Raw genomic sequence first — 23,881 nt, forward strand, 5'->3', positions numbered from 1 at the left:
ATTTATATTTATTTTTTTAGAATGATTTGCTGAATTTTCTAAGCGGAAACTGGGACATGTAAAGTGAAAAGTGGTCTAATATTGTCACCCTAAACTGTTCTTTCAGCAGAGTTAAAATATGGAAAAGCATTCTATTTCATTACTGTTAAACCCCCTTGATATAGCAACACTTTTTGTCTTTTTTGCGTGTTGGTGGGGGTATGCTTTTTATGCTCAATATAATTCTAAGCGTCGCTCTTGTTTGGTAAGCGTATTGCATCAGTTTCGATTAGCTTGGATGTCACGCTTACTTAGACGAGATAATCGCATTGCGGATGCCTCTGTAATGGCGAACTTAGAAAGAAGTAGTTTGTTTTTTGCTTCAAGCAGCTTGTTGATTATTGCGGGTCTTTTTACCGCTTTTAACTATTCAGAAAAAGCGCTTGGCATTTTATCGGATTTTTATCTTTTATCTCCGATGAGTCAGCAAGAGTGGGAATTGAAAATTATCGTTTTAGTAGTAATTTTTTCTTACGCATTTTTCACTTTCACTTGGTCCGTTAGACAATATAACTTTTGCTCCGTATTAGTTGGCAGTGCGCCATTAGCGACAGAGCGTGGTATCGAAGATAGCGAGCGTGAACTTTATGCCATGCATATGGCGCAAATTTGCAGTCTAGCCGCAAACCAATTTAACTACGGTTTACGTGCTTTCTATTTTGCGATGGCTTTTTGTGGTTGGTTCCTTGGTCCGTATTTCTGTATGGCTGCCAGCTTGATGGTTGTAGCGGTACTTTATCGCCGTGAATTCCGTTCTAAAACATTCAAAACCTTGAGCCGCGGACTCGTTATGAAATCTCATGCTTCCTAATTTTCCTAAACCTTTACCTGAAGATGATAAGCCTGTTAATCGTACCGTTAATGTTGATGACAAGCTTTACCAGTATTTGGTTGATGTCTCCGTTCGTGAGGACGGTTTATTAAGAGCCTTACGTCGTGAAACAGCTCAATATCATATGGCTCGTATGCAGCTGTCGCCGGAAGTGGGGCAGTTGTTAGCCTTGTTGGTTAAGCTACAAGCGCCAAAGAAACTTCTCGAAATTGGCGTTTTTACTGGCTACAGCACTTTGTCTATGGCGATGGCGATGCCAAAAGAAGCAAGATTAGTCGCTATCGAGAAAAAGCAAATGTGGCTGGATATTGCTACTCGCTATTTAGACCAAGCTGGCGTGATGGATCGTGTTACGACCTACTGTGATAAAGCCTTGCCTGTTATGGAATCTTTTCTAGATGCTGAGCGTGAAACCTTCGACTTCATCTTTATCGACGCAGATAAGCAAAACCTTTTGACCTACTATCAATTGGCGAAACAATTATTACGTCCGGGCGGTTGTTTGTTAATCGATAATACTCTGTGGTGGGGGAATGTCGCGGATGAGGCGTTTATCGATAAAGACACAAAGATTGTTCGCGAGTTAAATAAAACCATTCATGATGATATAGACGTTGAACTGTCCCTCATTCCGATTGGGGATGGCCTAACCTTGGTTCGAAAAAACACCTAAAGCCTGATCGCAAAGTGATCAGGTATCTTCTTTGTTCCTTCCCAAATGCCTCTAACGTGTTTATATCCATAAGTTTATTGTGACTTTTTACTTTTTTTAGTGGGGCAGCCTCTTGAAATTGCTCCAAGAGACTTTATCTATGAGGCACAAGTGAAACGAAATACGCCTTTGGTTTTTGTCCGAAGGTTCATTCAAATAGGAGCAAGCTACAACATGGCAACTGATACTCAAAAAGAAACGTTAGGGTTTCAAACAGAAGTTAAACAACTACTTCATTTGATGATCCACTCTTTGTACTCCAACAAAGAGATCTTTCTACGAGAGCTTATTTCTAACGCATCCGATGCAGTAGATAAGCTTCGTTTTGAGTCTGTCGCTAACGCAGACCTTCTCGCAGAAGACCCAAGTCTTCGTGTTCGTATTGAATTTGATAAAGAAACGAATACCGTTGTTATCGACGATAACGGTGTTGGTATGTCCCGTGAAGAAGCGATTACCAACCTTGGTACGATTGCAAAATCCGGTACTTCTTCTTTTCTAGAGCAATTGAGTGGCGATCAGAAAAAAGACAGTCAGCTAATTGGTCAATTTGGTGTTGGTTTTTATTCCGCTTTTATCGTTGCCGATAAAGTGACTGTAGAAACCCGTCGTGCGGGTGTTGCTGCCGATCAAGCAGTACGTTGGGTTTCTGATGGTTCTGGTGAATTCACTATCGAAAACATTGATAAAGAAACTCGTGGTACGCGTATCACACTTCATCTTAAAGCGGACGAAAAAGATTTTGCGGATAACTTCCGTCTTCGTCATTTGGTCACTAAATACTCTGATCATATTTCTATTCCTGTTGAGATGGAAAAACCGGTTTATCCGGAAATGGACGAAGAGGGTAATCCTAAACCAGTTGATGAAAACAAAGCCCCAGAATACGAAGCGGTTAACTCTGCAAAAGCACTTTGGACTCGTCCACGTAATGAAGTAACAGACGAAGAATATCAAGAATTCTACAAGCATATTTCTCACGATTACCAAGAACCTTTGAAGTGGTCTCACAACAAAGTTGAAGGTAAGTTGGAATACTCAAGCTTGTTGTATATTCCTTCTAAAGCACCTTACGATCTTTGGAATCGTGATATGCAGCGCGGCCTGAAACTATACGTTCAGCGTGTGTTCATTATGGATGAAGCAGAAGCATTCCTACCGCCTTATATGCGTTTCGTAAAAGGTGTGGTTGATTCTAACGATTTGTCTTTGAACGTATCTCGTGAAATTTTGCAAAATGATCACGCGGTTGACTCTATGCGCTCTGCATTGACGAAACGTGTATTGGATATGCTAGGCAAAATGGCGAAGAACGAGCCAGAAGATTACCAAAAATTCTGGGATGAGTTCGGTAATGTCATCAAAGAAGGCCCAGCTGACGACATGGGCAACAAAGACAAAATCGCAGGCTTGTTGCGCTTTAGTTCAACACATACAGATGCAGCTGCACAAACTGTGTCTTTGGCTGATTACATCGAGCGCATGCAAGAAGGTCAAGATAAGATCTACTACATTTACGCCGAGAGCCACAATACCGCGAAAAACAGCCCGCATTTAGAAATCTTGCGTAAAAAAGGTTTTGAAGTCTTGTTGTTGAGCGATCGTATCGACGAATGGATGATGTCTTCTCTACAAGAGTTTGAAGGCAAATCTTTCCAAGACGTCACTAAAGGCAAGCTAGATTTAGCTGACCAAGAAAACGAAGAAGAGAAGAAAGAGAAAGAAGAAAAGGCTGAGAAAATGAAGCCACTTCTTGATCGTATGAAAGCCGTGTTAAATGAGAAAGTTGCTGGTGTTAACTCAACTGATCGATTAACTAACTCTCCTGCGTGCTTAGTGGTTGGTGAATACGATATGGGTCTGCAGATGCGCCGTTTGCTTGAGCAAGCTGGTCAGAAGCTTCCTGAGTCTAAACCGACATTGGAAGTGAACCCAGATCACCCAATCGTTGCTAAAATGGATACTGAAACCGATGAAGAGCGCTTTTCAGATATGGCTTGGTTGTTGTTTGAACAAGCAACTTTATCAGAAGGTGGTCAATTAGAAGACCCTGCGACCTTTGTCAGCCGCATGAATAAATTGATTGTTCAACTAAGTAAATAGAGTGATTTAAAAAAGTGATACCTAAGCCCATATTTGGTAACAAATATGGGCTTTTTTTATGCATAACTGTTTAGTTACGCAGTGCAAACGATTTGATTCTTTAAATCAAATCGTTTAGCTTAATTAAGTGCTATGGAATAGCGCTTTTATTGTCAAAGGAGTGAATAATGTTTCAAATAAAATGTTTGGCCGTATGGCTATGCTTGCTTCCCTTATTTCTTTTTGCACAACCTAATGTGCAATTGGCCAATGTGTTTTCCGAAGATGTTCATGTGAAAGAGTATCTTATTAGTGAAAAATACGATGGAATCCGTGCTATCTGGACGGGTGAAAAGCTAGTAACTCGTCAAGGAAATCCAATTTTTGCTCCTAAATGGTTTACTGATAAATTGCCACGAGTTTGGCTCGATGGAGAACTTTGGTCTACACATAATGATTTTTCTTTTATCATGTCGACTGTGAGGAAACAGACTCCAGTAGACAGCGAATGGCGTAAGATTTACTACATGGTGTTTGATGCGCCAGACAGAGAAAGAAACATGACCTTTGAAGAAAGGTATAAGCGTTATACTCGTCTATTGACGATTCTAGATCTTCCCAACGTTCGACCTGTTGAACAATTCTCTGTTCGTAATAACGAAGCGCTTCATAGTATGTTGGCTGCATATGTAAATAAAGGTGCAGAAGGTTTGATGCTGCATAGGAAGCTCGCCCGGTTTGAAAGGGGGCGTACTGATAACTTGCTTAAGTTAAAGCCTCATATGGAAGCGGATGCACAAGTTATTGAGATTCTTAACGGTTCAGGTAAATACGATGGCATGATGGGGTCTGTTTTAGTGGAAATGCCATCTGGTATTCGCTTTAAAATAGGCAGTGGCTTTTCAGATGAAGAGCGCAACTCTCCTCCAAATATAGGTGATAATGTCATTTATAAATATCATGGTTTTACTGAGCGAGGCATCCCTAGGTTTGCAAGCTTTCTAAGATTTCGTGATACACGATATTAATTTTCATTTGAAGAGAGCGTGTTTTGGTTACGAAAATTTATTGTTTGCCCGGCACTATGTGTGATGAGCGTCTTTGGAGTTTCACACAGAATACGCTAGGCGAGTCGCTACATTTGCAACATGTGCCAATACCTATGGAAGAGACAATCGAAGCCATAGTAGATGTTCTTGCAGAGATATTGCCAGAAAGTCCTATTAACTTACTTGGCTTTTCCATGGGTGGGTATTTGGTTTGCGCGTTTGCGTTGAAGTATCCAGAGCGTGTGAAGCGACTAATGGTTTTATCTAATACAGCAAGCGGCCTGCTAGCAACAGAACAGCAGCAACGTGAAGTTGCACTCAACTGGGTTCTGAAGCAAGGTTACAACGGTATACCAAAGAAAAAAGCTGCTGCTATGTTGGGACAGGCTAATAAGGACAAAAGCGAGCTTGTTGATATTATTTTTGCAATGGATAAGGCACTAGGGGAAGCGGTATTTATTCAGCAATTAAAGAGTAGTTTGGTTCGGCCAGATCAATTGTTAATACTTGAAGAGGTCAAATTTCCACTGTGTTTTGCTGTAGGAAGCGAAGATCCTTTATTGTCGAGTGCAGTATTAGCAAAAATGAAAAGCTCAAAATGTTTTGATGTTAAAACTGTCGATAACTGCGGGCATATGTTGCCTTTAGAGCAGCCCGCCTTGCTGGCGGATTTACTGAAAGAGTTTTATCTATAAAACTCTTTTCTATTCTAAAGTGCCGGACAAAATAGGCCGTGAAGAGTTTTGATTAACTCTTTTACACGAGCGTCGCCAATGCTGTAAAAAATAGTTTGTGATTCGCGACGAGTATTAACTAGCCCATCTTTTCGCAACACTGCTAAATGTTGAGATAGAGCGGATTGGCTTAATGGAAGCTTTTCATTTAAAGCAGTCACGGACAATTCTTGATCAAGTATGTGGCATAAAATCATCAGACGGTTTTCGTTGCTCAGTGCTTTTAGAAATGTAGCCGCTTGAGATGATTGTTGCAGCATATCTTCCATTGTAAGTGTTTCGTTTTTCATGGTCTTTTCTCGTTTCTAATACGGCAAATTACGTGCTGAGCTTTATAGTAAAAATAAAACCATCCACATTGTCTGTGGATAAGACTGGGACTAGTGGTGTTGAGTAGCAGCTCTTATCAAGTAAGACGGTCATTATATGGTTTTGTATAATAATTGCACAATGACCGCCTAGATGACTTTTATTCGCTCAGATTGAAGCTAGTCCAGATTGGTGCGTGATCTGAAGGCTTTTCTAGTGCACGCAAATCATAATCCACATCGGAATTTTCCAAGTAGGGCATTAGGCCATTGGAAGCCATAATCACGTCAATTCTCAAACCGCGTTTTGGTGTGTCTTCAAAGCCTTTTGAACGATAGTCAAACCAGCTAAAGCGATCATTTTTGGTAGGGTTAAGTTGACGATACGTATCCGTCAATCCCCAGTTTGCCAAAGTCGCAAACCATTCTCTTTCTTCAGGTAAGAAGCTACATTTGCCTGTTTTTAACCAACGTTTTGCATTTGGCTCCCCAATACCGATGTCTAAATCGGTTGGAGAAATATTGATGTCGCCCATCACGATGATTTTTTCGTCAGAAGAGTAAGTCGCAAGATATTCCATTAAGTCCGCATAAAACTTTCGTTTCGCTGGAAACTTAGTTTCGTGGTCACGGCTTTCACCTTGAGGGAAGTAACCGTTCAATACTTTTACTGGACCTTGTGGTGTATCAAATGTCGCAATGATCATACGACGCTGAGCATCTTCATCATCACCTGGGAAACCGTATTCTACTTTAGTCGCTTCTTGCTTACTAAAAATGGCAACGCCGTAGTGTGATTTTTGTCCATAATAATAGGCGTGATAACCAACAGATTCAGGAATCTCGTGAGGGAAAGCGTCATCGTGTACCTTGATTTCTTGCAAGCCAATGACATCTGGCATGTGCTTTTCAACTAATGCTTCTATTTGATGTGGTCTAGCACGCAAACCATTGATATTAAAAGAGACAAATTTCATGTGAATGATTCCATAGCGAATTTTCTTAATGATACCCAGTTGCGTTGGTGGCATAAAGGGATTTACGCATTCATTGCTATAGATAGATCTATCTCTTGATATATCAAGCCTGTTTGTATTCTTCAGAAAAAGGCGATCATGATCCCTTTCACTAAAAAGCTACCAGGAATTATACCTAACGTTGAGTAGGCAAAAAGGAAGCGTTGTTCCGAGTCTATTTTTCTAATTATTGCGAGTAAAAATAATATGGCAACTGTGCTTAAGCTTAGTGCCATACCATAAAGGAATGAGCCACAGAAATGCGGTAAAGCTGCGAAGCCTAATGCAGCAATATTGATGTTCTGTAATTCTAGAGTCTCTTTATTGCTACGGAAAATAGCAATTAGGGCAAGAATAATAGCGAGTCCATATAAAGCAATAACATAGGTAGGCCATGCATAGCTAAGTGGACCCTCTAGATGAAAAGTCGAGAAGCTGAAGTCGGTAAAAAAAGTCCATACTGTTTTTATGATGATACTGATAAAAAAAGCGACCAGAAAAAAAGCAAAAAGAGCAACAATTGCTCCCCCGCCAGTTGGTCCCGCTTTATATCCCTCCACGACTAAGATCGCCACACTCAATGCCGCACTTAGCTGTAACCAATACCAATAATCGTCGGTAAAAAGAGGAATGGCGGTTAGTCCCGCCATGGTAATAATTAATTTATTACCGTCTTCTTTACGCAAGAAATAGAGCGCCATGATGACAACGTAAGAGAGGATGATGAAAACAAGCATATCAATGACTTCCTTGTGGAACAATTCGTAGTAATTATTTTCGCAATAGTTATCGTATTATCTATTGCGCTTGATGATATCTTAGAGACTTAAAGCGTAACATTTTTTATTTTAAATACTTTCTTGTGAAAAGGACTTTTAGATGACGGATACAAAATCCATCGGAGCAATGAGCTATTTCCTGTCACCGGAAGCGAGACTTACCATTATTATACCAGTCATCCTCTATAATATTGCATTTTGGGGTCTTGGTGCCGGTGCTGCCCTATTGCTAACTGCTTGTTACTCTGGTTTTCTAGAATTGTTATCTAAACAAGCTAAATCACTTTCCATTATTGCGCTTATCCTTATCTCTGGCAGTGCCCATTTTTTATATCTCAATGGTTTCACCTTCTTTGGAATTAAGCAGGAAAGTGTGTTTTTGTCGGTTGGTGGGTCTATCACTGTCATCATAGTTTTTAGTTTTTATTCGTTGATAGGGCGACCAGTCGTGCGAACGCAGGCTGAAAATGCGCTTCCATCTTTGAAGCTGTCTCCCTTTTATGGCACTGCAAAATATGATCGAGTTTGGCAAGAGGTCTCTTTGGCATGGATTCTTACCTATGGATTAAAAGGTGTTCTGGTTGTCATCTTGTCGAAAGATATGCCGCATTATAGCGATTTTGCTGTGTTTTTCGGCGCATGGCCGCTTACTTTGTTGTTAATTATTTTTAGTTACTACTGGCCAAGCTTTCGTTGGTTATCGGTGAAAACAGAGACAAAATAGCTATAGTAGACGGTTTTGATTTTATTAAAAAACAGATTCTATTTGGGTTTCTAAATTAGGATAAATGTAAATTTAGCCTTGCTCGAATCTTGCCATTTCAATCTAGTATTTGTTTTATAGATCTTTGTTATTTGATCAGCCTTCTTCTAAGTGGATGAGACTGATAAACTGTTCTCATATTACATCGTGAATTATTTTGGAGACTCAGAATGTCTTATCAGTACGATTTATTTGTTATTGGCGCTGGTTCTGGTGGCGTTCGTGCTAGCCGTGTTGCAGCATCTAAAGGTTATAAAGTCGCCGTTGCGGAAGGTAGTGCACTAGGCGGAACTTGTGTAAATGTTGGTTGTGTGCCTAAAAAGTTATTTGTTTATGGTTCTGAATATGGCCATGGTTTCGACGAAGCGGCAGGTTTTGGCTGGTCTCACAAAGGGGTTAAATTTAACTGGTCGGTTTTACGTGACAACAAGAACAAAGAAATTGAGCGGCTAAACGGCATTTACGGCAATTTACTCGGTAATGCTGGTGTGGAGCTAATTTCGGGTTATGCGAGCTTTGTCGATGAACACACTGTGATGGTAGATGGTAAAACCTACACTGCGGAGCGAATTCTAATCGCTGTTGGTGCTAAGCCTTTTATTCCTGAATTCAACGGCAGCGATTTAGTGGTTAGCTCTAACGAAATGTTTTTCCTAGAAGAGCTGCCTAAAAAAGCACTTGTTGTTGGCGGCGGTTACATTGCTGTTGAGTTTGCTGGAATTTTGAATGGTTTGGGTGTTGAAACTAGCCTTGCTTATCGTGGTGATCAACTACTTCGTGGTTTTGACCAAGACGTACGTGATTTTGCCAGTGAAGAATACAGCAAGTCTGGCATCGATGTGCGTCTGAATACCGACGTTGAAAGCATTGAACTTGCCGATGCGGCCAATCCAAATGGTGTTCGTGTGGTGCATTTTAAAGATGGCCACTCGGAAGAATTCGGTTTGATTCTTTATGCAACGGGTCGTGTACCTAATGTTGCTTCTTTAGCGCTTGAAAAAGCGGGTATTAAAACCGGTAAAAATGGTGCTGTGATCATTGATAATAACTTCACCACCTCTGCGAAAAGTGTATTTGCCCTCGGGGACGTGACCGACAATATCCAGCTAACCCCAGTAGCTATTAAAGAAGCCATGGCGCTTATCGCTTATTGGTTCGATGGCAAAGAAGTGGACTTTGATTATGATAATATTCCAACCGCTGTCTTCAGCCAGCCAGCTATCGGTACAGTCGGTTTAACTGAACAAGAAGCTGAAAAACGTGGTCTAGACTTCCGCGTTTATCAAACGGATTTTCGTCCAATGAAGCACACATTAAGCGGCGGCACATCACGTTCTTTGATGAAGCTATTGGTAAACAATGTCGACGACAAAGTCATTGGTGCTCACATGGTTGGCGATTACTCTGGTGAGATTATTCAAGGCTTAGGTATTGCGATCAAAGCTGGAGCAACCAAAGCGGACTTCGACGACACTGTGGGTGTTCACCCAACCAGTGCGGAAGAGTTTGTTACCTTCTCTGCGGCGTCTTTAAAGAAAAAATAAGACGAAAAATAAGCTCGGCTTTACTCGCTCAGCGGTATTGGCTCAGTTAATGAACTAAAAAAAGACGCCTCGGTAAATATTATCGGAGCGTCTTTTTTTGTTTTGGTTATCGCGTGTTTTCTTAAAGTTGCTTATCTTAATTCTGCTTATAAAGTGCAAGGGTAAATTGATTTAACATCCATGGTATTTTTGATGCTGGCATCAGGCATCATCATGTCTCCATGAATGTATCCACCTCGGCTGCGATAAATTGGCACTAGTTCACGTTGACCTTGTTTCGCGGCAATAAGGCTGAGTAGGGCAAGCGGCTCGATATCATCGAACCGGCAATGAATATGCTTGCTGCTTGCGGTAAAAAGTCCTCGGTTAGCACTGCGTTCAAATATGTTTTCTCCCAACTTTTCTGCAAGTGTTAAGTAGCTCGCGTTTTTAGTTGCTTGATACATTTCTAAGGTGGCAAATAGGAATAGTGGTTCGTCTGCCTTGGTTTGCAGATTGACGTTTGGTTCATCGTTTACCCAGTTGCCAAGATCAAAATGTTTTGCCATAGCGCAGACGGTAGCCCAAATGATATTGCTCTGGTTCCCAACCGAACAGTTTTCTGTCCAGTTAGTGACGTAAGCAAGAAAAACATGAGAAGGAACAGGGCGACGAATAATTTCTACGCCCTTTTTACCATAATAACCGTAACGAGGAATCTGTTGTCCTGTTAGGTCTTTGCCATCGGCGAACATGGGCTTGATTTCATTTGTATTTGCATCGTAGGCGTAATACGCCCAAGCTTCCAAGCCTTCTGTCGTCCAATCTAATAGCTGTTTACCATCTTCACCAAGCTCTCGGGCGAGTAGCGTTTGCGCTAGGCTGCAATCTCCATAAATACCTTCTGGCCCATTGAGGGCTTCTTCATCCATTTTGAACAATACCCAAGCTTCTTTCGCCACATCACCATATTCTGGACCAAATTGACGTTGGGCTCTGTCGCCCCAAAACGAGAAAGTGTATTGCGGATCATTTTCGTCTTCTGGCGCGTCGCCAGTTTTTAATGGGCGATTGTATTGGTAACAACCAAGCTTGGTGTCTGGGTGACGGCTGTTGACATATTGACTCATTAAAAACTCGGCCCAAGAAAGGGCTTTTTCATCGCGATTTAGCTTATAGAGCATACCTGCGCTGAATACTAGATCGTTGCCGATATTGACGAAAGATAATCCTTTCATTTCACGTAGTGGTTCTAGGTGTCTGTTTTGTGGTTTGTCCCAAAAAGTTATTTCATCGAATTCTAATCCATAGCTGCCGTGGCGGGACATTTCCATATTGTCCCAGTTTGTCACATGACAATTCCAAATCGCCTTTATCATTCGGCTGGTGGCGTTTGGATTAGTTTCATACATGAGTTCATAAAACGGGCAATGGTGTTTCAGTTCGTGCACCATATTCTTATTTTCTGGCCCAACGGTATTTAGCGTTTTCAAATCAAGAAAAGAGTGACCGCCCCAACGAATAAGGCCACTTGAATCGGCATGATCAAAATGCCATTGGATCGCCTCTTGCGCGGCTTGTTTGTATTTTGGTTGATTGGTTAACGCGCTTAATCCACAAAAAAAGCGGAACAAATTTTGTTGGCTGGCAATATTGGAGGGTTCCCACTCTGTGTCATCGGTATTTTTCCACGTTACCGGCTTGCCATTAAATGAGTTACAGCCATCAAAGAAAAGCGGCGTACCGTGATATGGATCGCGATAGTGTTCAAGAATGGTGTTGGCGTAGTGGGTTAGGTAATCCAGCATATTTTGCATTGTGTTTATCCATGTTTTTATTCTTCTCTCATCTTAAATGAGATTGTTGTTAGTCACCAGAATAAATTAAAACGACGTTTCATTTAATTTGTTACTCCTTGTTTGGCTTGCTAGATTTGTTAATTTTTATTAAGAATGATCTGTTAGTGCATGCGTTTTCTCTATCGGCTTAGTCTTAATTTCGATTGCCACAATTGGTGCTCTTCTTTAGTGTTGCTAGCATTCGCAACATGCCATTAAAAATACAAGAGACCAAAATGAACGAAGTACTAACGACGTTACAACCAACCGCAATTTGGCGCCATTTCCAAACACTATGTAATACACCGCGCCCGTCATACTATGAAGCAGCATTAAGAGAACACTTGATTCAATGGGCAACCAAGTTAGGTCATGAAACCTATGTGGATCCAGTGGGAAACCTGCTAATTCGCAAAGCCGCAAGCAAAGGCATGGAAGACAGAGAAACCGTCGTCTTGCAAGGTCACTTGGACATGGTGGCGCAGAAGAACGCTGATATTGATCACGACTTCACCAAAGAGCCGATTGTCACGCAAGTGATCGATGGTTGGGTTCAAGCCACCGGAACAACGCTCGGTGCCGACAATGGCATTGGCGTGGCTGCTGCGATGGCCGTATTGGAATCTACCGATTTAGCTCACGGGCCAATTGAAGCCTTGTTTACCATTGAAGAAGAAACCAGCTTACGCGGTGCATTGCAGCTTGAAGAGGGCATTCTAAAAGGCAAAATCTTACTGAATTTGGATTCGGAAGACCGCGGTGATGTCTACATCGGTTGTGCTGGTGGTATGGACATTAATATTGCAAAGCACTATTCCGCTATTGCTGCAGACAGTGATAAAAAAGCCTTCAAAATCACCGTGTCTGGTTTACGTGGCGGACATTCAGGCTTGGATATCCATAAAGGTCGCGCCAGCGCCAACGTGCTTATTGTGCGCTTGTTAAATCTTCTCAAAGAACGTTGTGACTTTGGTTTAAGCTCGTTTACTGGTGGAACACTGCGTAATGCTATTTCTCGAGATGCGTTAGCAACGATTAACGTAAGTGACAAAGACCAAGCCAAGTTATTTGCTTTTATCGAAGAGTTCGAGAAAGCCACGAAGGCAGAATTTATCACCACGGAAGCGAATTTGAAGGTAACTTTAGAAACCGCTGAATTGGATACTGAACTGGAAGCAAACGATAAAGATGCCTTGTTAAATGCCGTGTACTGCGCGCCTCATGGTGTTCATCGCATGAGTGCAGACTTAGAAGGCGTGACAGAAACTTCCTGTAACTTTGGCGTGATTAATCTACGTAACACAGAAGATGGCAAGAAAGCCTTTGATGCTTGCTTATTGGTACGTTCCCTTGTCGATTCTGCCGTGGAACACCTTGCTTACGTGGCAAAATCCGCATTTTCGTTAATCCAAGCTAATGTGAAATTAGAGAACGGCTACCCAGGCTGGCGCCCAGATCCAAATGCAGGTTTGCTCAAGCATTTCTTAACGGTACATACAGATGTCATGGGTCACGAAGCCAATGTTAAAGTTATTCATGCGGGCTTAGAATGCGGCATCATCGGCGCGAAATACCCAGGGATGGAGATGGTGTCATTCGGCCCAAATATCCGCGGCGCGCATTCACCGACAGAACGCATGGAGATTGACTCCGTTGGGGATTTTTGGCGACTACTTGTGGCGTTGTTGGAATCCGTTCCAAAGGCTTAACTTCCGTAGTTTTCCTCTCATTAGCTTTAAGCTGCAAGGTTATTCCGCCCCGCTGGGCGGGTAACTTTTGCCAAACGATGCAAAAGTAACCAAAAAATCTTTTGTCGGACTTTCAGCCCAAACGTCTCATTCACTTTGTTTAATATAATTTTAGCTAGACGACTTTTATCGTAAGGCATAGATTATTTATTCGGTTTGAGATAACTCTTCAATCACTGACTTTGAAACTCCATAAAGTCGCGCAACTTCGTCGCGTCAAACTGACTTCTTCGTAGCTATAAGGGCGTTGTCCCATATATCACCTTGATATTCGCTTTGCTTGCGCCTGTTTCGCAGGCTCAACGCGTCAGCGCAAAACGAAACCAAGGTGATTGACAGGTGTGAGTCCTGTTTATAGAGACTTTTGTTAGTCGCGCCTTTAGGCCGATATTGAAATGAGCTTCGAAGTGACCATTAAGTATTTCAACTTGAGATTTCAGAGTATAAAAAAGATCCGATCATAGGGACTGAGGGAATCGCTTGCCTCGCTGGATAAATCGCGCTACAAAAGAGCAAATAAAGAATCAACATAGCAGCGATCAAAGACGATCTGAAGCGGCGTAGTCCAAACAGACGTTGGTATTAGCGAGTTATATAACAGGGAAGTCCCACCATGAAAAAAGCCAATCCCCTATATAGACAATGCAGCCGTTCAACAGTGAGTTATAGCCGCAGCTACGCTGCTGTATAACCCTTAATTGTTAGGCTAATAAAATATGAACGAGTGCCAAATTAATATGGAGTTATCTGACATTATCGCCATTGTGGCGGTTCTTGTTGCTGGTTTATCGGCTTTATACGCGCGATGGGCTTGGGCAGAGGCAAAGAGAGCAAACGAAATCTCTTTATCTGGGCACAAGAAAGAAATCTATGATGCTTTCTTTGAGCTAAAGATGCACATGCAGGAAAAAGCTGAGTTCGCGGAGCTTTCTGAAGTCTCAAAGTTCTATTACCCATCAAGAAATGCACAACTATACTTTTCTAAAAGCTTGGCTGAGAAAATATCCAAGTATTACGAAGCGTGTTTCTGGGTTGCGGATATCCATCGTAGTAAGGGCGGCCATGACGGAGAAAGCATGGAGAAGTGCAAGCCCTATCTTGATACGGAGCAAGAATTGGCTCCCGAAATTGATAAGGCTATTTCTGAGTTAATCCGGAGTTCAAATGCCTAACAAACGCAGGCACAGCGACAAAATTTCCGCTTCGCTCCAATTTTGCCCGTGCTGCGGGCGTTATAAGCTATCCGTGGTTGTCGGTTTGGAGATGTCGGTGTACAAAACCCGTAAAGCTGAAAATAGTGACTATGAGTTCCTATTTGGGCTTAAGAAATCAGCAGAATTTGAACCAATCAAAGCTGTCTTTGGTTGGGACGAGAATGTTCAAAGAGAAATTCATCGCAATGAATGGAACGAGGAAAAGCCAACCATAATAGAAGTCGATGGGATTGCAGTAGGTAGTTATTTAGTGCAGTTTCATGCTGATCATTTGTACTTTGGTCGTTTTTTCTTGCTACCACAGTATCAGGGTAAAGGTATTGGCAGCCAAGTATTGAAAGGCGTAATTGAAATTGCAACTCAAAAATTGTTACCAATTAAGCTTTGTTACTTACAAGGAAATCGAGTAGGGCAGCTTTACAAAAGGCTGGGCTTCGAAGTAATAGGACAAAACGAACAGTTTGTGCACATGCATAAAATGAATTTAGTGTCAGATGAAAAAATAGTATTTTAACACTTGCCCCTAAATTACTTTCAACGGAGAAGAAATGACTTCCAAGGACGTTGTTCTATCATTCTGGAATGCTATGCAAACAAATGACTTTGCGAAAGCAAGTGAGTGGCTTAGTCCTGATTTTGAAGGTTTTTGGCCTCAGTCTGGTGAACTTATTGTTGGCAAGGATAACTTTGCAGCTATTAATTCCTATTATTCTGCCAATGGTATTTGGTAGTTTACACTTCATTCGATTGTCTGTGATGGTGCTATGTTGTAACCAATGTTTCGATTACCGATGGTGTTCAAAAAGCCAGCGCTATAACGTTTCATACAGTGGAAGATGATTTAATTATCAAGCAAAAAGAGTTCTGGCCTGGCCCTATGGAGGCGCAAGCGTGGCGATCTAAATGGGTAAAGGTTGTACAAGAATAAGGAGTACACATAAGAAGGTAAGCATTTGAGGCTGCGTTTCTAATGCTGGGCATTACGATCAATCTGCAGAATTCTTGATTGAGGTATAGGAAAATTGTTATTGCACGATGTTTTTATACAATGCGCCAAGCTTCGGGTAAAACCTCCTTCTAACTTAATCCTCATAGAATTTGCTAATTATATAAAATTTTATATAATTAGGGTGTTATCAAATATTGGAGATGCATCATGACGCTTAAGTTTTACGATAGTCCATTTCATGTCACTCATGACAATGAAGTTGCTAGCAAAATGGCAATGAAAATGGATTTATCAATAATGCTATCAAACCTAATTAAAGAACAGGGTTGGACTCAGGTTGAAGCTGCGGAAAAGCTCAACATTAAGCAATCCAGAGTGTCCGATCTGAAAAATGCAAAAATCGAAAAGTTTACCATTGATGCCATGTTCGACATGCTCGATGCCTTAGGTTTTAAAATCCAGATGTCGATGCCATCATTACATGAGGCTTCAATAGCGATATCGAAAGCACAGGTGGCTTAAGTAAGTTGGGCTTTTAAGTCTTTAAGGCGTTGCTCAGCGATTTTCATTGCTTTCCGGTCAACACCATTTGTAGTTTTGGTGAAAGAGTGCAGAACAATTATAGTATCCAAATACTTAGCCACGTATACGCATCGAAATGCAGGGCTACCGTTGACTTTGAGCTCCACAACACCTGCTCCAATACTATTTAAATGCTCAATTGTTAGTTCTGGATTTTGGCCAAATTGGAGTCGTCTTAGATCTTTCCCAAATTTATCTTGAATAGTAACTGGCAAGTCCTTGTATTCGCGTTCAGCTGCATCACTGACGAAGGCAAATTTTTTCACAATGAGTCCCTTGCATAAATGAAAAGAGCAATTGTACATTGAAAGATTGCATATTTTAATAAGCGCTATTTTGTTGTGTTTGTAGGGTGGTATGACGTGATGAGCAATCGCAATTTATTTGCAGAATTAATATTAGCCCTTGATGAAGTCAAACAGCATTCTGAAGACAAGTTACCAGTCAAACAAAGTGAAATGATTTCCGGCGAGGTAGGCGATAGTTTCGAGGAAGGAATGTCATTTCACTTGGTTGTTACCCAAGAGCCTGATCTCTGATTTTCTTATTACCCAATAACTTCATTTAAAATACTTAGCCCAAGGTAATGCTCCCAACGAGCATTGCCTTTTCTTTTTTGGAATGGGTGCAAGGTCAGCGGCTAAGAATATGTCATAATAGCCAGATCAAAGATGAGGTTGGATGATGGATTCACAGGCGCTGACGATAGAATTGGATGATGAGCAGTTTGAGGCGTTTTTGGGTGAGAATTTGTTGTCGTCGTTGCTCTCTCAGGGTGCGGATGTTCGTTATGGTTGTCGTGCTGGGGCTTGTGGTGCGTGTCGCCTTTATGATGCGAGCAATTGCGAGTCGATTCTTTCCTGCCAAACGACGGTTGCTTCGGCGATGTCTTTGACTCGGCAAACGCCGGCTGAGTCTTCTGCTTTTTCTGTTTTAAGTAATACTTCCCTTGATGAGGTTTCTATTGAGTTGACTCTTTTAGGGCCAAGTGACGAATCCTTCGGTGATCGCGTTTTTGTGTCCTTTCCTTTTAAAGAACTGTCTAAAGAGTCATCTAAAAAACCATTTAGTGAGCAAACTCACTCTTATGAGTGTATGGCACTGAATCCTGCTGGCGCGCCTTTAAAAGTGGTGCTGCAGAAAGAGCATGTTTCAGTCGAGGATTGGTTACGAGCCTTGGCGCTTTCTTCGGATGAAAAGGTAGATGTTCAGTTATCGACAGGGATGCGCAAAGGGCGTTTGTTGTTCGAGATGGATATTGCCGATGCGCCTGTTGTAGTCATTTCTTCTCCTGATAATGCGATTTTTGAATTTTACTGGCGTGAAGCTTTGTTGGATTACACGCCAACTTTTCTCGGACATTTTGCTTTGTATGCGAATAGTGATCTGACCCTTAGTTTGGCGGATGATACGCTTATTGCTTTTCTTCAAGAGGCGCTGGTGAATTCTGGCAGCACTTCTTTACAACTTATTTATCACGGTCAAAATGTGTCTGCGAAGGATTGGAGTGTGTTGCTGCGACCTTTGCGGATTCATCCGAATCAGCTGCATTTTGTTCGGTAACTTGGCTTTTTATTTTTACGTATATTTTGATATTCAACGGATTCTATAAATGAAAATTCTACACACCTCTGACTGGCATCTTGGTCAGCATTTCATGGGGAAATCCCGCCGCGACGAGCATAAGGCGTTTATCGATTGGCTATTGGCGCTGGTGGATAAAGAATCTATCGATGCGGTGATCATTGCTGGCGATGTATTCGACACCGGCTCGCCGCCAAGTTATGCGCGCGAAATGTATCATCAGCTGGTATTGGATATGAAGGCTCGCCAGTGTCAGTTGGTTATTGTCGCGGGTAATCACGATTCGGTCAGCATGTTAAACGAATCTAAGAGCTTGCTGACGTATCTAGATACGCAAGTGTCTAGTCAGGCGAATCTTGAAGACATCGAATCTCATGTTATTCCTCTAAAAGACAAGACAGGCGAGATTGCGGCTTGGGTGTGTGCTGTGCCGTATTTGCGACCAAAAGATGTAATGAAAAGCGTTGCTGGGCAGTCTGAGCGAGATAAGAAGCTCAGTCTATTGCAGATGATTGGTGATTTTTATCAGCGAGTTTATGAAGCCGCTTGTGAGAAAAACAAAGCACTGAAAACGCCTGTGCCGATTATTGGTACTGGGCATTTGACCGCAGTGGGTGGACAAGTGAGCGAGTCGGTGCGTGATCTTTATGTGGGTACTTTGGAAGCTTTGCCGACGTCGGTGTTTCCGGCGTTTGATTACCTTGCTCTTGGGCATATTCATCGTGCTCAGCCGATTAGCAAAAGCGGTCGATTCCGTTATAGCGGTTCGCCGATTCCATTGAGCTTTGATGAGCTGGGTCGCGACAAGACTTTGGTTATATTTGATACCGATTTATTAGGCGAAGACACTTTTGTTGAAGACTTGTTTGCTGAGCCTACGGATCCGGTTCAATTGGTGACGATACCTAATTTTCAGCCAATGGCGAGTTTGAAAGGCAATTTAAAAGACGTTATTAAACAGATTGCTGGGTTGAAATTGGCGGAAGATAAAGCCCTTTGGTTGGAAGTGACGGTGATTGCTGATGAGTATTTGAGCGATGTGCATAAGCGTTTGTTAGAAGTCATTGACGGTAAGCCAATCGAATTACTTCGTGTCATGCGAAGAAGTGCGGTAGAGAAAAAGAACGAAGGCTTTGAGGCACGTAAAACTTTGTCAGAATTAACTGTTGGTGATGTTTTTGAACAGAGTCTTAAATCGAATTTAGAACTTGATGCAGAAGAAAGTAAAGCACTGACCGAGCTTTTCAATACTTGCTTAGTAGAGTTGGAAGAGCATCAGCAAGGTCATTCGCAAGAAGAGTTAGAAAGTAAGGTGTCAAAAGGCGAGGAGAAGCAATTATGAAAATTTGTAAACTGCGCCTGAAGAATTTGAACTCCTTAAAAGGCGAATGGGAAATTGATTTTACCAAAGCGCCTTTTGATGACGCGGGTGTATTTGCCATTGTCGGGCCAACGGGCGCGGGTAAGTCGACCTTATTGGATGCGATCTGTTTGGCTTTGTACCATGAAACACCGCGTCTGAAAGTCTCACCTAGTCAGAACGATGTGATGACACGCCATACATCTGAATGTTTGGCGGAAGTCGAGTTTGAAATAAAGGGCAAAGGTTATCGCGCTTTTTGGGGGCAACGACGTGCCCGCGGCCAAAGCGATGGCAAGTTGCAGCCCATGACCTGTGAGCTGTGCGAACGTGATGGCACCATCATTACCACTAAGATTAACGAGAAAATCGATAAAATAGCCGAAATCACCGGCTTAGATTTTTCGCGTTTCACTAAGTCTATGTTGCTTGCTCAAGGCGGCTTTTCGGCTTTCTTGAATGCCTCTGCTAATGACAGAGCTGAGTTGTTAGAAGAGCTAACAGGTACGGAAATTTACGGTGATGTGTCTAAGTGGGTGTTTGATAAGCATAAGCAAGAAAAGCAATCTATTGCATCGCTTGAAAGCTTCAATGAGCAGACTCAACTACTAACGGATGATGCCTTTACAGAGCTAAAGCAAACCGAATCGAGTTTTGAAGCCAATGAAAAAGCCAATGCGCAGGCGCTAAAAGCACATCGAAACGTACTTGAATGGCGACGCACAGAGCAGAAGTTGCAAGAGCAAGTGGCTAAATATCAGCAACAACTAGAAGAAGCGAATAAGGCATTGGCTGATTTTGCTCCTCAACAGCAGCAACTTGAACAGGCACTGACCGCGCAAATATTGCAACCTGATTATGAAAAGCAACAAGGCTTAAAATCTCGCTTGGATCAGAATCAAGCTGAGATTGCGCAATACACTGAAACGCAACAAGCACAGCTTAAGCAAAGTCAGATTCTCACTGAATCGGTTGGACATGCAAAAGCGAAATTAGCAAATGCTCGTACTGAATTAGAAGCGTTGAACAATAAGATTAATGATGAAATTCAGCCCATCTTGTCTCGCCAAGAAAGTGTGAAAGCGCAACATCAAGATGTGTCTGCTCGGTTAAAACAGGCGGCTGAAAAAGTCGAAAATCAGCAGTCGCAACTAAAGGCCACTACTGAGAAGCAAACTGATATTGATAAAGCTTGCGAAGACAGCAAAGCTATTTTAAATCGCTGGACATCACCGGAGAAAATCGAAAATCAGTTGGCGAGTTGGCAGCATCAAGTGCAAAGTATGGCATCGAATGCTCAAGCCATTGCCGAGCTAGAAAGCAATATTGCCTCCAATACAACATCCTATGATGCTGCTCGTTCATCACACGCGGCGAATCAAGCTAAGTTAGAGCAAGACCAAGCAGGTATGCTTGAGCGTCAACAAACGTTACAGAGCACCCTTGATACTTTCATGCAGTTGTCTACGCAGCGTGACTATGCTGATTGGCAGAAAGGTTATCATCAGACTGAACGTGCTCAGTATAATGCGCAATCCCTCTGGAAGCAGTTTCATCAGTATCAAGAGCGACAAGCTCAGCTGGCTGATATAGACGCCAGCCTGAATACGATGACAAACAGCATTCAACAACAGCAAAGCCAATTGGAGCAACAAAGACAAACTTATAAAGATAAGTTACGTCATCAAAAATCGGTTGAAAAACTTGCCGAGGCAGAACGACATATTATCGTGCTCACGCAGTTGCGTGATGAACTTGGCGAGCATGATGCATGTCCGCTGTGTGGTTCGGCGGAGCATGATCTCGCTAATGCTTTGTACCAAGCGGATTCTGGCAGCCAGGAAGAATTCGCTCGTTTAGGCAAAGAGTTGGATAGCCTTAAGGGGCAAGGCATGCAATTGGCTGCGGATTTAGAATCCCTGCAGCGTGAATTAACGTCTGGACAAACTCGACGTCAGCAATTAATTGAAGGTTTACTCGTCACAGAAAATGAGTTGAAAGAATGGATAGCATCACTAACTCACTATGTGAATAGCCAAGATGCCAGCTTTAATCTGTTTGATAAAGAGCAAGTGTCTGTTCTGGTTCAGCGCGTCGATCAAGACTGGCGTGCTTTGCAAGAAATCGCGCCTAAGCTAGAAGCACTTCAACAATCTCGTTTGGCATTAGAAGCTGAATTACAAAGCTTGAATCTTCAGCATCAAACGACGCAACAGCAAGTTTCACAAGATCAGAATCAGTGTCAGTTGTTGTGGCAAACGTTAGAAACGCATCAACAGAATTTAACAACTAGAAGAGACGAACAAGAGCAAACCATTGGGCATTTGAGAGATGAAATGCAACAAGCGGGTGTTCCTGAAAGCTACTTTGACTTGTCTTTGACAGAAGCTTTGGTGCAGTTGCAGGACGTGATGACGCAATGGCGTGACAGCAAAACTGGTTACGATGCTCTGTTGCAACAGCGCGAGCAGCTTTCTTACGAATGCCAAGGTCTGCAAGGTGCGTTAAAAGAAAGTCAGCAATTGCATGCTGAAGCTCGTGAGAAAGTCGCTGAGTTTGATGCGAGTTTAAAAGCTATCGCTGAACAGTTACATGAACTTTTAGGTGGCAAGAGTGTTGGTGAACTTCGTCAAGAAGTGAAATCTCAGACTGATCATGCTCATCAAGCGTTAGAAAAGGTAGAATCTGAGCGACAGCAAATCGCTCAAGCATTGGCGTCTAGTAATGCTACGTTGGAAGCTCTCAATAAAACTCAACTTTCATTAACGTCAGAATATGAGGCAGCTTTGTCTCATTGGCAAAAACGTTTAGCTGAGACAGGCTTTGAAAGTGAGGCTGTTTGGTTGCAAGCAAGTTTATCCACAGAGGAAGTCAACCAACGTCAAGAGGTGCAGAAGAAGTTACAAGAAGCCGTTTCTCGATTACAAGCATTATTAAATCAATCCGAGGAATCCTTGCTTAAGCATTCCGAAAGCAAGTCCAAGCTTGCTGTTTTTGACGATGCTGCTCTTGACGGCTCTGTCTTTGAAAAGTCTTCTCTTGAAGAGCTGGAAGAAAAATATGCAGAGCTTGATTTAGAGCGTCAAGCTCTGCATCGTCAATGGGGTGTAGTTGCTCAGCAGATTCAAGAAGAAGTCAAACGCAGGGATCAGGTAGCCAAATCTAAAGAGGCTCTAGAGGCTCGTCGAGAGGCGTTTGTGTATCTCGAGCGCTTGAATCATTTAATTGGCTCTGCTGATGGAGCTAAATTCCGTCGTTTTGCGCAAAGTTTGACGCTGGATCATTTGGTGTATTTGGCGAATCAACACTTGGATATCTTGCATCGTCGCTATCAATTAATGCGTAACGAAGATGCTTTGTCTTTACTTGTGGTAGATACTTGGCAAGCGAACGCCTCGCGCGATACGAAAACGCTGTCTGGTGGCGAGTCTTTCTTGGTGAGTCTAGCTCTAGCCTTGGCTTTGTCTGATTTGGTGTCCCATAAGACTAGTATCGATTCGCTATTCCTAGATGAAGGTTTCGGCACTTTGGATAGCGAGACGCTAGAGTCTGCCCTTGATGCTTTGGATAACTTGCATTCATCAGGTAAAACTATCGGTATTATTAGTCATATTAATGCTCTGAAAGAACGTATTCCGGTACAAATTAAGTTAACAAAACAAAGTGGTTTGGGGGTGAGTCGTCTTTCTGCTGAATTTGCTGTGCATTCGACAGAAGAATGAGGTACTCATCCGTTTATTTACTGACTGTTATTGGTGCAAAAGTTTTCCCCAGATTTATGGGAACAAGTATGTAAGTAAGTTGTAAAATATTAATTAAATCAAATGCTTAATCTTACGTTCATTATTGCTCATTTTGCGTTATTCTTAGCACTACAAGAGAGCGGTATGGGCATTTATGTAAGTGTAAAGACATTGTAGTGGTGGCTTTCTTTAATCATCCAGCTTGATAGAATAGATTTTTAACGCTGATGATGAAAGTTCAGTGCGGCTTTTCAGTATTTAAGCTATTTAAAAAAGGACAGTTTGCATGACAGACTCAGGCTTCCGACTTAAAGGAAGTGTCGTTACAACGGTTTTATTAGAAATTCAAACCTTTTCATTAGATGACATTGTATTTCATTTAAAAGAGAAGATTGATCAGGTCCCGCATTTTTTTAATCAAGCGCCGATCATCATTGATATTTCGAAAATGAAGCGTGGTATTAGGTTAGAAGAATTCGAGGTGCTGATTCAATCGGTCAGCGCTCTTGGTCTTGGTGTAATTGGCTGGCGTTGTGATCCCGATGCATTACCTGTTTGGAATGCTTCGGTAACTATTCCTCTATTGCCTGCAAGTAAAGCAAGACCAATTAATATATCTCCTGCTGTTAAGGAAGAAACTAGCCCAGATGTAGTGGTGAAGACCGTGGTTGAAGAGCGCTTAGTGCCTCAAGCTACTAAGGTGATTACTAAGCCAATTCGTTCTGGTCAGCAAGTTTATGCTGAAGGCGACTTAATTATTCTCAATCAGGTCAGTGCTGGTGCTGAAGTGCTTGCTGATGGGAATATCCATGTTTATGGCGCATTACGTGGTCGTGCATTGGCTGGTGTGAAAGGTGATGCGGACGCGCGAATTTTTTGTAAAAGCATGGAAGCGGAATTGGTTTCCATTGCTGGTAATTTTATGTTGAGCGATGCGCTGCAAAATATCGTTTGGAAAGACAGCGCTCAAGTGTTATTAGTTGACGATAGCTTAGAAATCGTACCGCTTTAAGATTTATTATTCAT

The 23,881-nt window shown here is 42.1% G+C and carries 22 protein-coding genes; 17 read left to right on the plus strand and 5 right to left on the minus strand.

The window, feature by feature from the left end; all coding sequences use genetic code 11:
- Positions 1-118: 118 nt before the first annotated feature.
- From BUA59_RS21265 to BUA59_RS21285, 5 genes are all read left to right on the plus strand, one after another.
- Positions 119-850: a DUF599 domain-containing protein gene (locus BUA59_RS21265; RefSeq protein ID WP_084122625.1), complete on the plus strand. Its 732-nt coding sequence runs from the start codon at positions 119-121 to the stop codon at positions 848-850.
- Positions 840-1,544, plus strand: a complete 705-nt coding sequence (locus tag BUA59_RS21270; RefSeq protein ID WP_072841901.1) for an O-methyltransferase — start codon at positions 840-842, stop codon at positions 1,542-1,544. The genes BUA59_RS21265 and BUA59_RS21270 overlap by 11 nt, the downstream gene beginning before the upstream one ends.
- Positions 1,545-1,757: 213 nt before the next feature.
- Positions 1,758-3,686, plus strand: coding sequence for a molecular chaperone HtpG (gene htpG, locus BUA59_RS21275; protein WP_072841903.1), 1,929 nt, complete (start codon positions 1,758-1,760; stop codon positions 3,684-3,686).
- A 167-nt stretch (positions 3,687-3,853) separates the two neighbouring features.
- Positions 3,854-4,693 (plus strand): DNA ligase, encoded by an 840-nt coding sequence (locus tag BUA59_RS21280; RefSeq protein ID WP_072841905.1) that lies wholly within the window; start codon positions 3,854-3,856, stop codon positions 4,691-4,693.
- 23 nt (positions 4,694-4,716) lie between these two features.
- On the plus strand, positions 4,717-5,409 hold the full coding sequence (locus tag BUA59_RS21285) for an alpha/beta fold hydrolase (RefSeq protein WP_245813216.1): 693 nt from the start codon (positions 4,717-4,719) through the stop codon (positions 5,407-5,409).
- A gap of 14 nt (positions 5,410-5,423) precedes the next feature.
- Here the strand turns inward: BUA59_RS21285 and BUA59_RS21290 are convergent, their stop codons facing one another.
- The 3 genes from BUA59_RS21290 to BUA59_RS21300 all read right to left on the minus strand — a co-directional run bounded on the left by BUA59_RS21290 (position 5,424) and on the right by BUA59_RS21300 (position 7,509).
- Positions 5,424-5,738 carry an ArsR/SmtB family transcription factor gene (locus BUA59_RS21290; RefSeq protein WP_048814012.1) on the minus strand — a complete coding sequence of 105 codons (315 nt, stop codon included), beginning with the start codon at positions 5,736-5,738 and terminating at the stop codon, positions 5,424-5,426.
- A 179-nt stretch (positions 5,739-5,917) separates the two neighbouring features.
- On the minus strand, positions 5,918-6,733 hold the full coding sequence (gene xthA, locus BUA59_RS21295) for an exodeoxyribonuclease III (protein ID WP_072841907.1): 816 nt from the start codon (positions 6,731-6,733) through the stop codon (positions 5,918-5,920).
- A gap of 122 nt (positions 6,734-6,855) precedes the next feature.
- On the minus strand, positions 6,856-7,509 hold the full coding sequence (locus BUA59_RS21300; protein WP_072841909.1) for a hypothetical protein: 654 nt from the start codon (positions 7,507-7,509) through the stop codon (positions 6,856-6,858).
- Positions 7,510-7,651: 142 nt separating this feature from the next.
- Here BUA59_RS21300 and BUA59_RS21305 point away from each other — a divergent pair, with 142 nt between their 5' ends.
- Both BUA59_RS21305 and gorA read left to right on the plus strand, forming a co-directional pair.
- Complete coding sequence (locus BUA59_RS21305; RefSeq protein WP_072841911.1) at positions 7,652-8,275, plus strand: hypothetical protein; 624 nt, start codon at positions 7,652-7,654, stop codon at positions 8,273-8,275.
- 209 nt (positions 8,276-8,484) lie between these two features.
- Positions 8,485-9,858, plus strand: coding sequence for a glutathione-disulfide reductase (gene gorA, locus BUA59_RS21310; RefSeq protein ID WP_072841912.1), 1,374 nt, complete (start codon positions 8,485-8,487; stop codon positions 9,856-9,858).
- Between the two features lie 146 nt (positions 9,859-10,004).
- On the opposite strand, the gene BUA59_RS21315 is transcribed toward gorA, so the two are convergent.
- Positions 10,005-11,654, minus strand: coding sequence for a pectate lyase (locus BUA59_RS21315; protein ID WP_072841914.1), 1,650 nt, complete (start codon positions 11,652-11,654; stop codon positions 10,005-10,007).
- Positions 11,655-11,911: 257 nt separating this feature from the next.
- On the opposite strand from BUA59_RS21315, the gene BUA59_RS21320 reads away from it, so the two are divergent.
- The 5 genes from BUA59_RS21320 to BUA59_RS21340 all read left to right on the plus strand — a co-directional run bounded on the left by BUA59_RS21320 (position 11,912) and on the right by BUA59_RS21340 (position 16,108).
- Complete coding sequence (locus BUA59_RS21320) at positions 11,912-13,384, plus strand: aminoacyl-histidine dipeptidase (RefSeq protein WP_072841917.1); 1,473 nt, start codon at positions 11,912-11,914, stop codon at positions 13,382-13,384.
- 755 nt (positions 13,385-14,139) lie between these two features.
- On the plus strand, positions 14,140-14,595 hold the full coding sequence (locus BUA59_RS21325) for a hypothetical protein (RefSeq protein ID WP_072841919.1): 456 nt from the start codon (positions 14,140-14,142) through the stop codon (positions 14,593-14,595).
- Positions 14,588-15,151, plus strand: a complete 564-nt coding sequence (locus BUA59_RS21330; protein ID WP_245813217.1) for a GNAT family N-acetyltransferase — start codon at positions 14,588-14,590, stop codon at positions 15,149-15,151. The genes BUA59_RS21325 and BUA59_RS21330 overlap by 8 nt, the downstream gene beginning before the upstream one ends.
- A 34-nt stretch (positions 15,152-15,185) precedes the next feature.
- The gene (locus BUA59_RS24050; RefSeq protein WP_217653763.1) at positions 15,186-15,368 is read left to right on the plus strand and encodes a hypothetical protein; all 183 of its coding nucleotides are present in this window, start codon (positions 15,186-15,188) and stop codon (positions 15,366-15,368) included.
- A gap of 425 nt (positions 15,369-15,793) precedes the next feature.
- Positions 15,794-16,108, plus strand: a complete 315-nt coding sequence (locus BUA59_RS21340; protein WP_072841924.1) for a helix-turn-helix domain-containing protein — start codon at positions 15,794-15,796, stop codon at positions 16,106-16,108.
- Here BUA59_RS21340 and BUA59_RS21345 read toward each other — a convergent pair.
- A complete protein-coding gene (locus BUA59_RS21345; RefSeq protein WP_072841926.1) occupies positions 16,105-16,434 on the minus strand; it encodes a type II toxin-antitoxin system RelE/ParE family toxin in 330 nt (109 codons plus the stop codon). The two genes, BUA59_RS21340 and BUA59_RS21345, sit on opposite strands and share 4 nt — an antisense overlap.
- 99 nt (positions 16,435-16,533) lie before the next feature.
- Here BUA59_RS21345 and BUA59_RS24055 point away from each other — a divergent pair, with 99 nt between their 5' ends.
- The 5 genes from BUA59_RS24055 (at position 16,534) to minC (ending at position 23,867) form a co-directional block, all read left to right on the plus strand.
- Positions 16,534-16,707, plus strand: coding sequence for a hypothetical protein (locus BUA59_RS24055; protein ID WP_217653764.1), 174 nt, complete (start codon positions 16,534-16,536; stop codon positions 16,705-16,707).
- A 142-nt stretch (positions 16,708-16,849) separates the two neighbouring features.
- On the plus strand, positions 16,850-17,731 hold the full coding sequence (locus tag BUA59_RS21350) for a 2Fe-2S iron-sulfur cluster-binding protein (protein ID WP_072841927.1): 882 nt from the start codon (positions 16,850-16,852) through the stop codon (positions 17,729-17,731).
- Positions 17,732-17,780: 49 nt separating this feature from the next.
- On the plus strand, positions 17,781-19,094 hold the full coding sequence (gene sbcD, locus BUA59_RS21355) for an exonuclease subunit SbcD (RefSeq protein ID WP_072841929.1): 1,314 nt from the start codon (positions 17,781-17,783) through the stop codon (positions 19,092-19,094).
- Positions 19,091-22,834: an SbcC/MukB-like Walker B domain-containing protein gene (locus BUA59_RS21360; RefSeq protein WP_072841931.1), complete on the plus strand. Its 3,744-nt coding sequence runs from the start codon at positions 19,091-19,093 to the stop codon at positions 22,832-22,834. Before sbcD ends, BUA59_RS21360 begins: the two co-directional genes overlap by 4 nt.
- Before the next feature lie 307 nt (positions 22,835-23,141).
- Positions 23,142-23,867, plus strand: coding sequence for a septum site-determining protein MinC (gene minC, locus BUA59_RS21365; RefSeq protein ID WP_072841933.1), 726 nt, complete (start codon positions 23,142-23,144; stop codon positions 23,865-23,867).
- Positions 23,868-23,881: the final 14 nt, after the last annotated feature.

The sequence above is a fragment of the Marinomonas polaris DSM 16579 genome (assembly GCF_900129155.1).
GTDB lineage: Bacteria > Pseudomonadota > Gammaproteobacteria > Pseudomonadales > Marinomonadaceae > Marinomonas > Marinomonas polaris.

What these genes read in the sequence shown, in the direction of transcription:
- BUA59_RS21265 (WP_084122625.1), top strand. Translation starts at nt 119, where the DNA reads ATGGAAAAGCATTCTATTTCATTACTGTTAAACCCCCTTGATATAGCA.
- BUA59_RS21300 (WP_072841909.1), bottom strand. Translation starts at nt 7,509, where the DNA reads ATGCTTGTTTTCATCATCCTCTCTTACGTTGTCATCATGGCGCTCTAT.
- BUA59_RS21280 (WP_072841905.1), top strand. Translation starts at nt 3,854, where the DNA reads ATGTTTCAAATAAAATGTTTGGCCGTATGGCTATGCTTGCTTCCCTTA.
- sbcD (WP_072841929.1), top strand. Translation starts at nt 17,781, where the DNA reads ATGAAAATTCTACACACCTCTGACTGGCATCTTGGTCAGCATTTCATG.
- BUA59_RS24055 (WP_217653764.1), top strand. Translation starts at nt 16,534, where the DNA reads ATGAGCAATCGCAATTTATTTGCAGAATTAATATTAGCCCTTGATGAA.
- BUA59_RS21320 (WP_072841917.1), top strand. Translation starts at nt 11,912, where the DNA reads ATGAACGAAGTACTAACGACGTTACAACCAACCGCAATTTGGCGCCAT.
- BUA59_RS21305 (WP_072841911.1), top strand. Translation starts at nt 7,652, where the DNA reads ATGACGGATACAAAATCCATCGGAGCAATGAGCTATTTCCTGTCACCG.
- BUA59_RS21270 (WP_072841901.1), top strand. Translation starts at nt 840, where the DNA reads ATGCTTCCTAATTTTCCTAAACCTTTACCTGAAGATGATAAGCCTGTT.
- BUA59_RS21325 (WP_072841919.1), top strand. Translation starts at nt 14,140, where the DNA reads ATGAACGAGTGCCAAATTAATATGGAGTTATCTGACATTATCGCCATT.
- BUA59_RS21360 (WP_072841931.1), top strand. Translation starts at nt 19,091, where the DNA reads ATGAAAATTTGTAAACTGCGCCTGAAGAATTTGAACTCCTTAAAAGGC.
- BUA59_RS24050 (WP_217653763.1), top strand. Translation starts at nt 15,186, where the DNA reads ATGACTTCCAAGGACGTTGTTCTATCATTCTGGAATGCTATGCAAACA.
- minC (WP_072841933.1), top strand. Translation starts at nt 23,142, where the DNA reads ATGACAGACTCAGGCTTCCGACTTAAAGGAAGTGTCGTTACAACGGTT.
- htpG (WP_072841903.1), top strand. Translation starts at nt 1,758, where the DNA reads ATGGCAACTGATACTCAAAAAGAAACGTTAGGGTTTCAAACAGAAGTT.
- gorA (WP_072841912.1), top strand. Translation starts at nt 8,485, where the DNA reads ATGTCTTATCAGTACGATTTATTTGTTATTGGCGCTGGTTCTGGTGGC.
- xthA (WP_072841907.1), bottom strand. Translation starts at nt 6,733, where the DNA reads ATGAAATTTGTCTCTTTTAATATCAATGGTTTGCGTGCTAGACCACAT.
- BUA59_RS21290 (WP_048814012.1), bottom strand. Translation starts at nt 5,738, where the DNA reads ATGAAAAACGAAACACTTACAATGGAAGATATGCTGCAACAATCATCT.
- BUA59_RS21350 (WP_072841927.1), top strand. Translation starts at nt 16,850, where the DNA reads ATGATGGATTCACAGGCGCTGACGATAGAATTGGATGATGAGCAGTTT.
- BUA59_RS21315 (WP_072841914.1), bottom strand. Translation starts at nt 11,654, where the DNA reads ATGCAAAATATGCTGGATTACCTAACCCACTACGCCAACACCATTCTT.
- BUA59_RS21330 (WP_245813217.1), top strand. Translation starts at nt 14,588, where the DNA reads ATGCCTAACAAACGCAGGCACAGCGACAAAATTTCCGCTTCGCTCCAA.
- BUA59_RS21340 (WP_072841924.1), top strand. Translation starts at nt 15,794, where the DNA reads ATGACGCTTAAGTTTTACGATAGTCCATTTCATGTCACTCATGACAAT.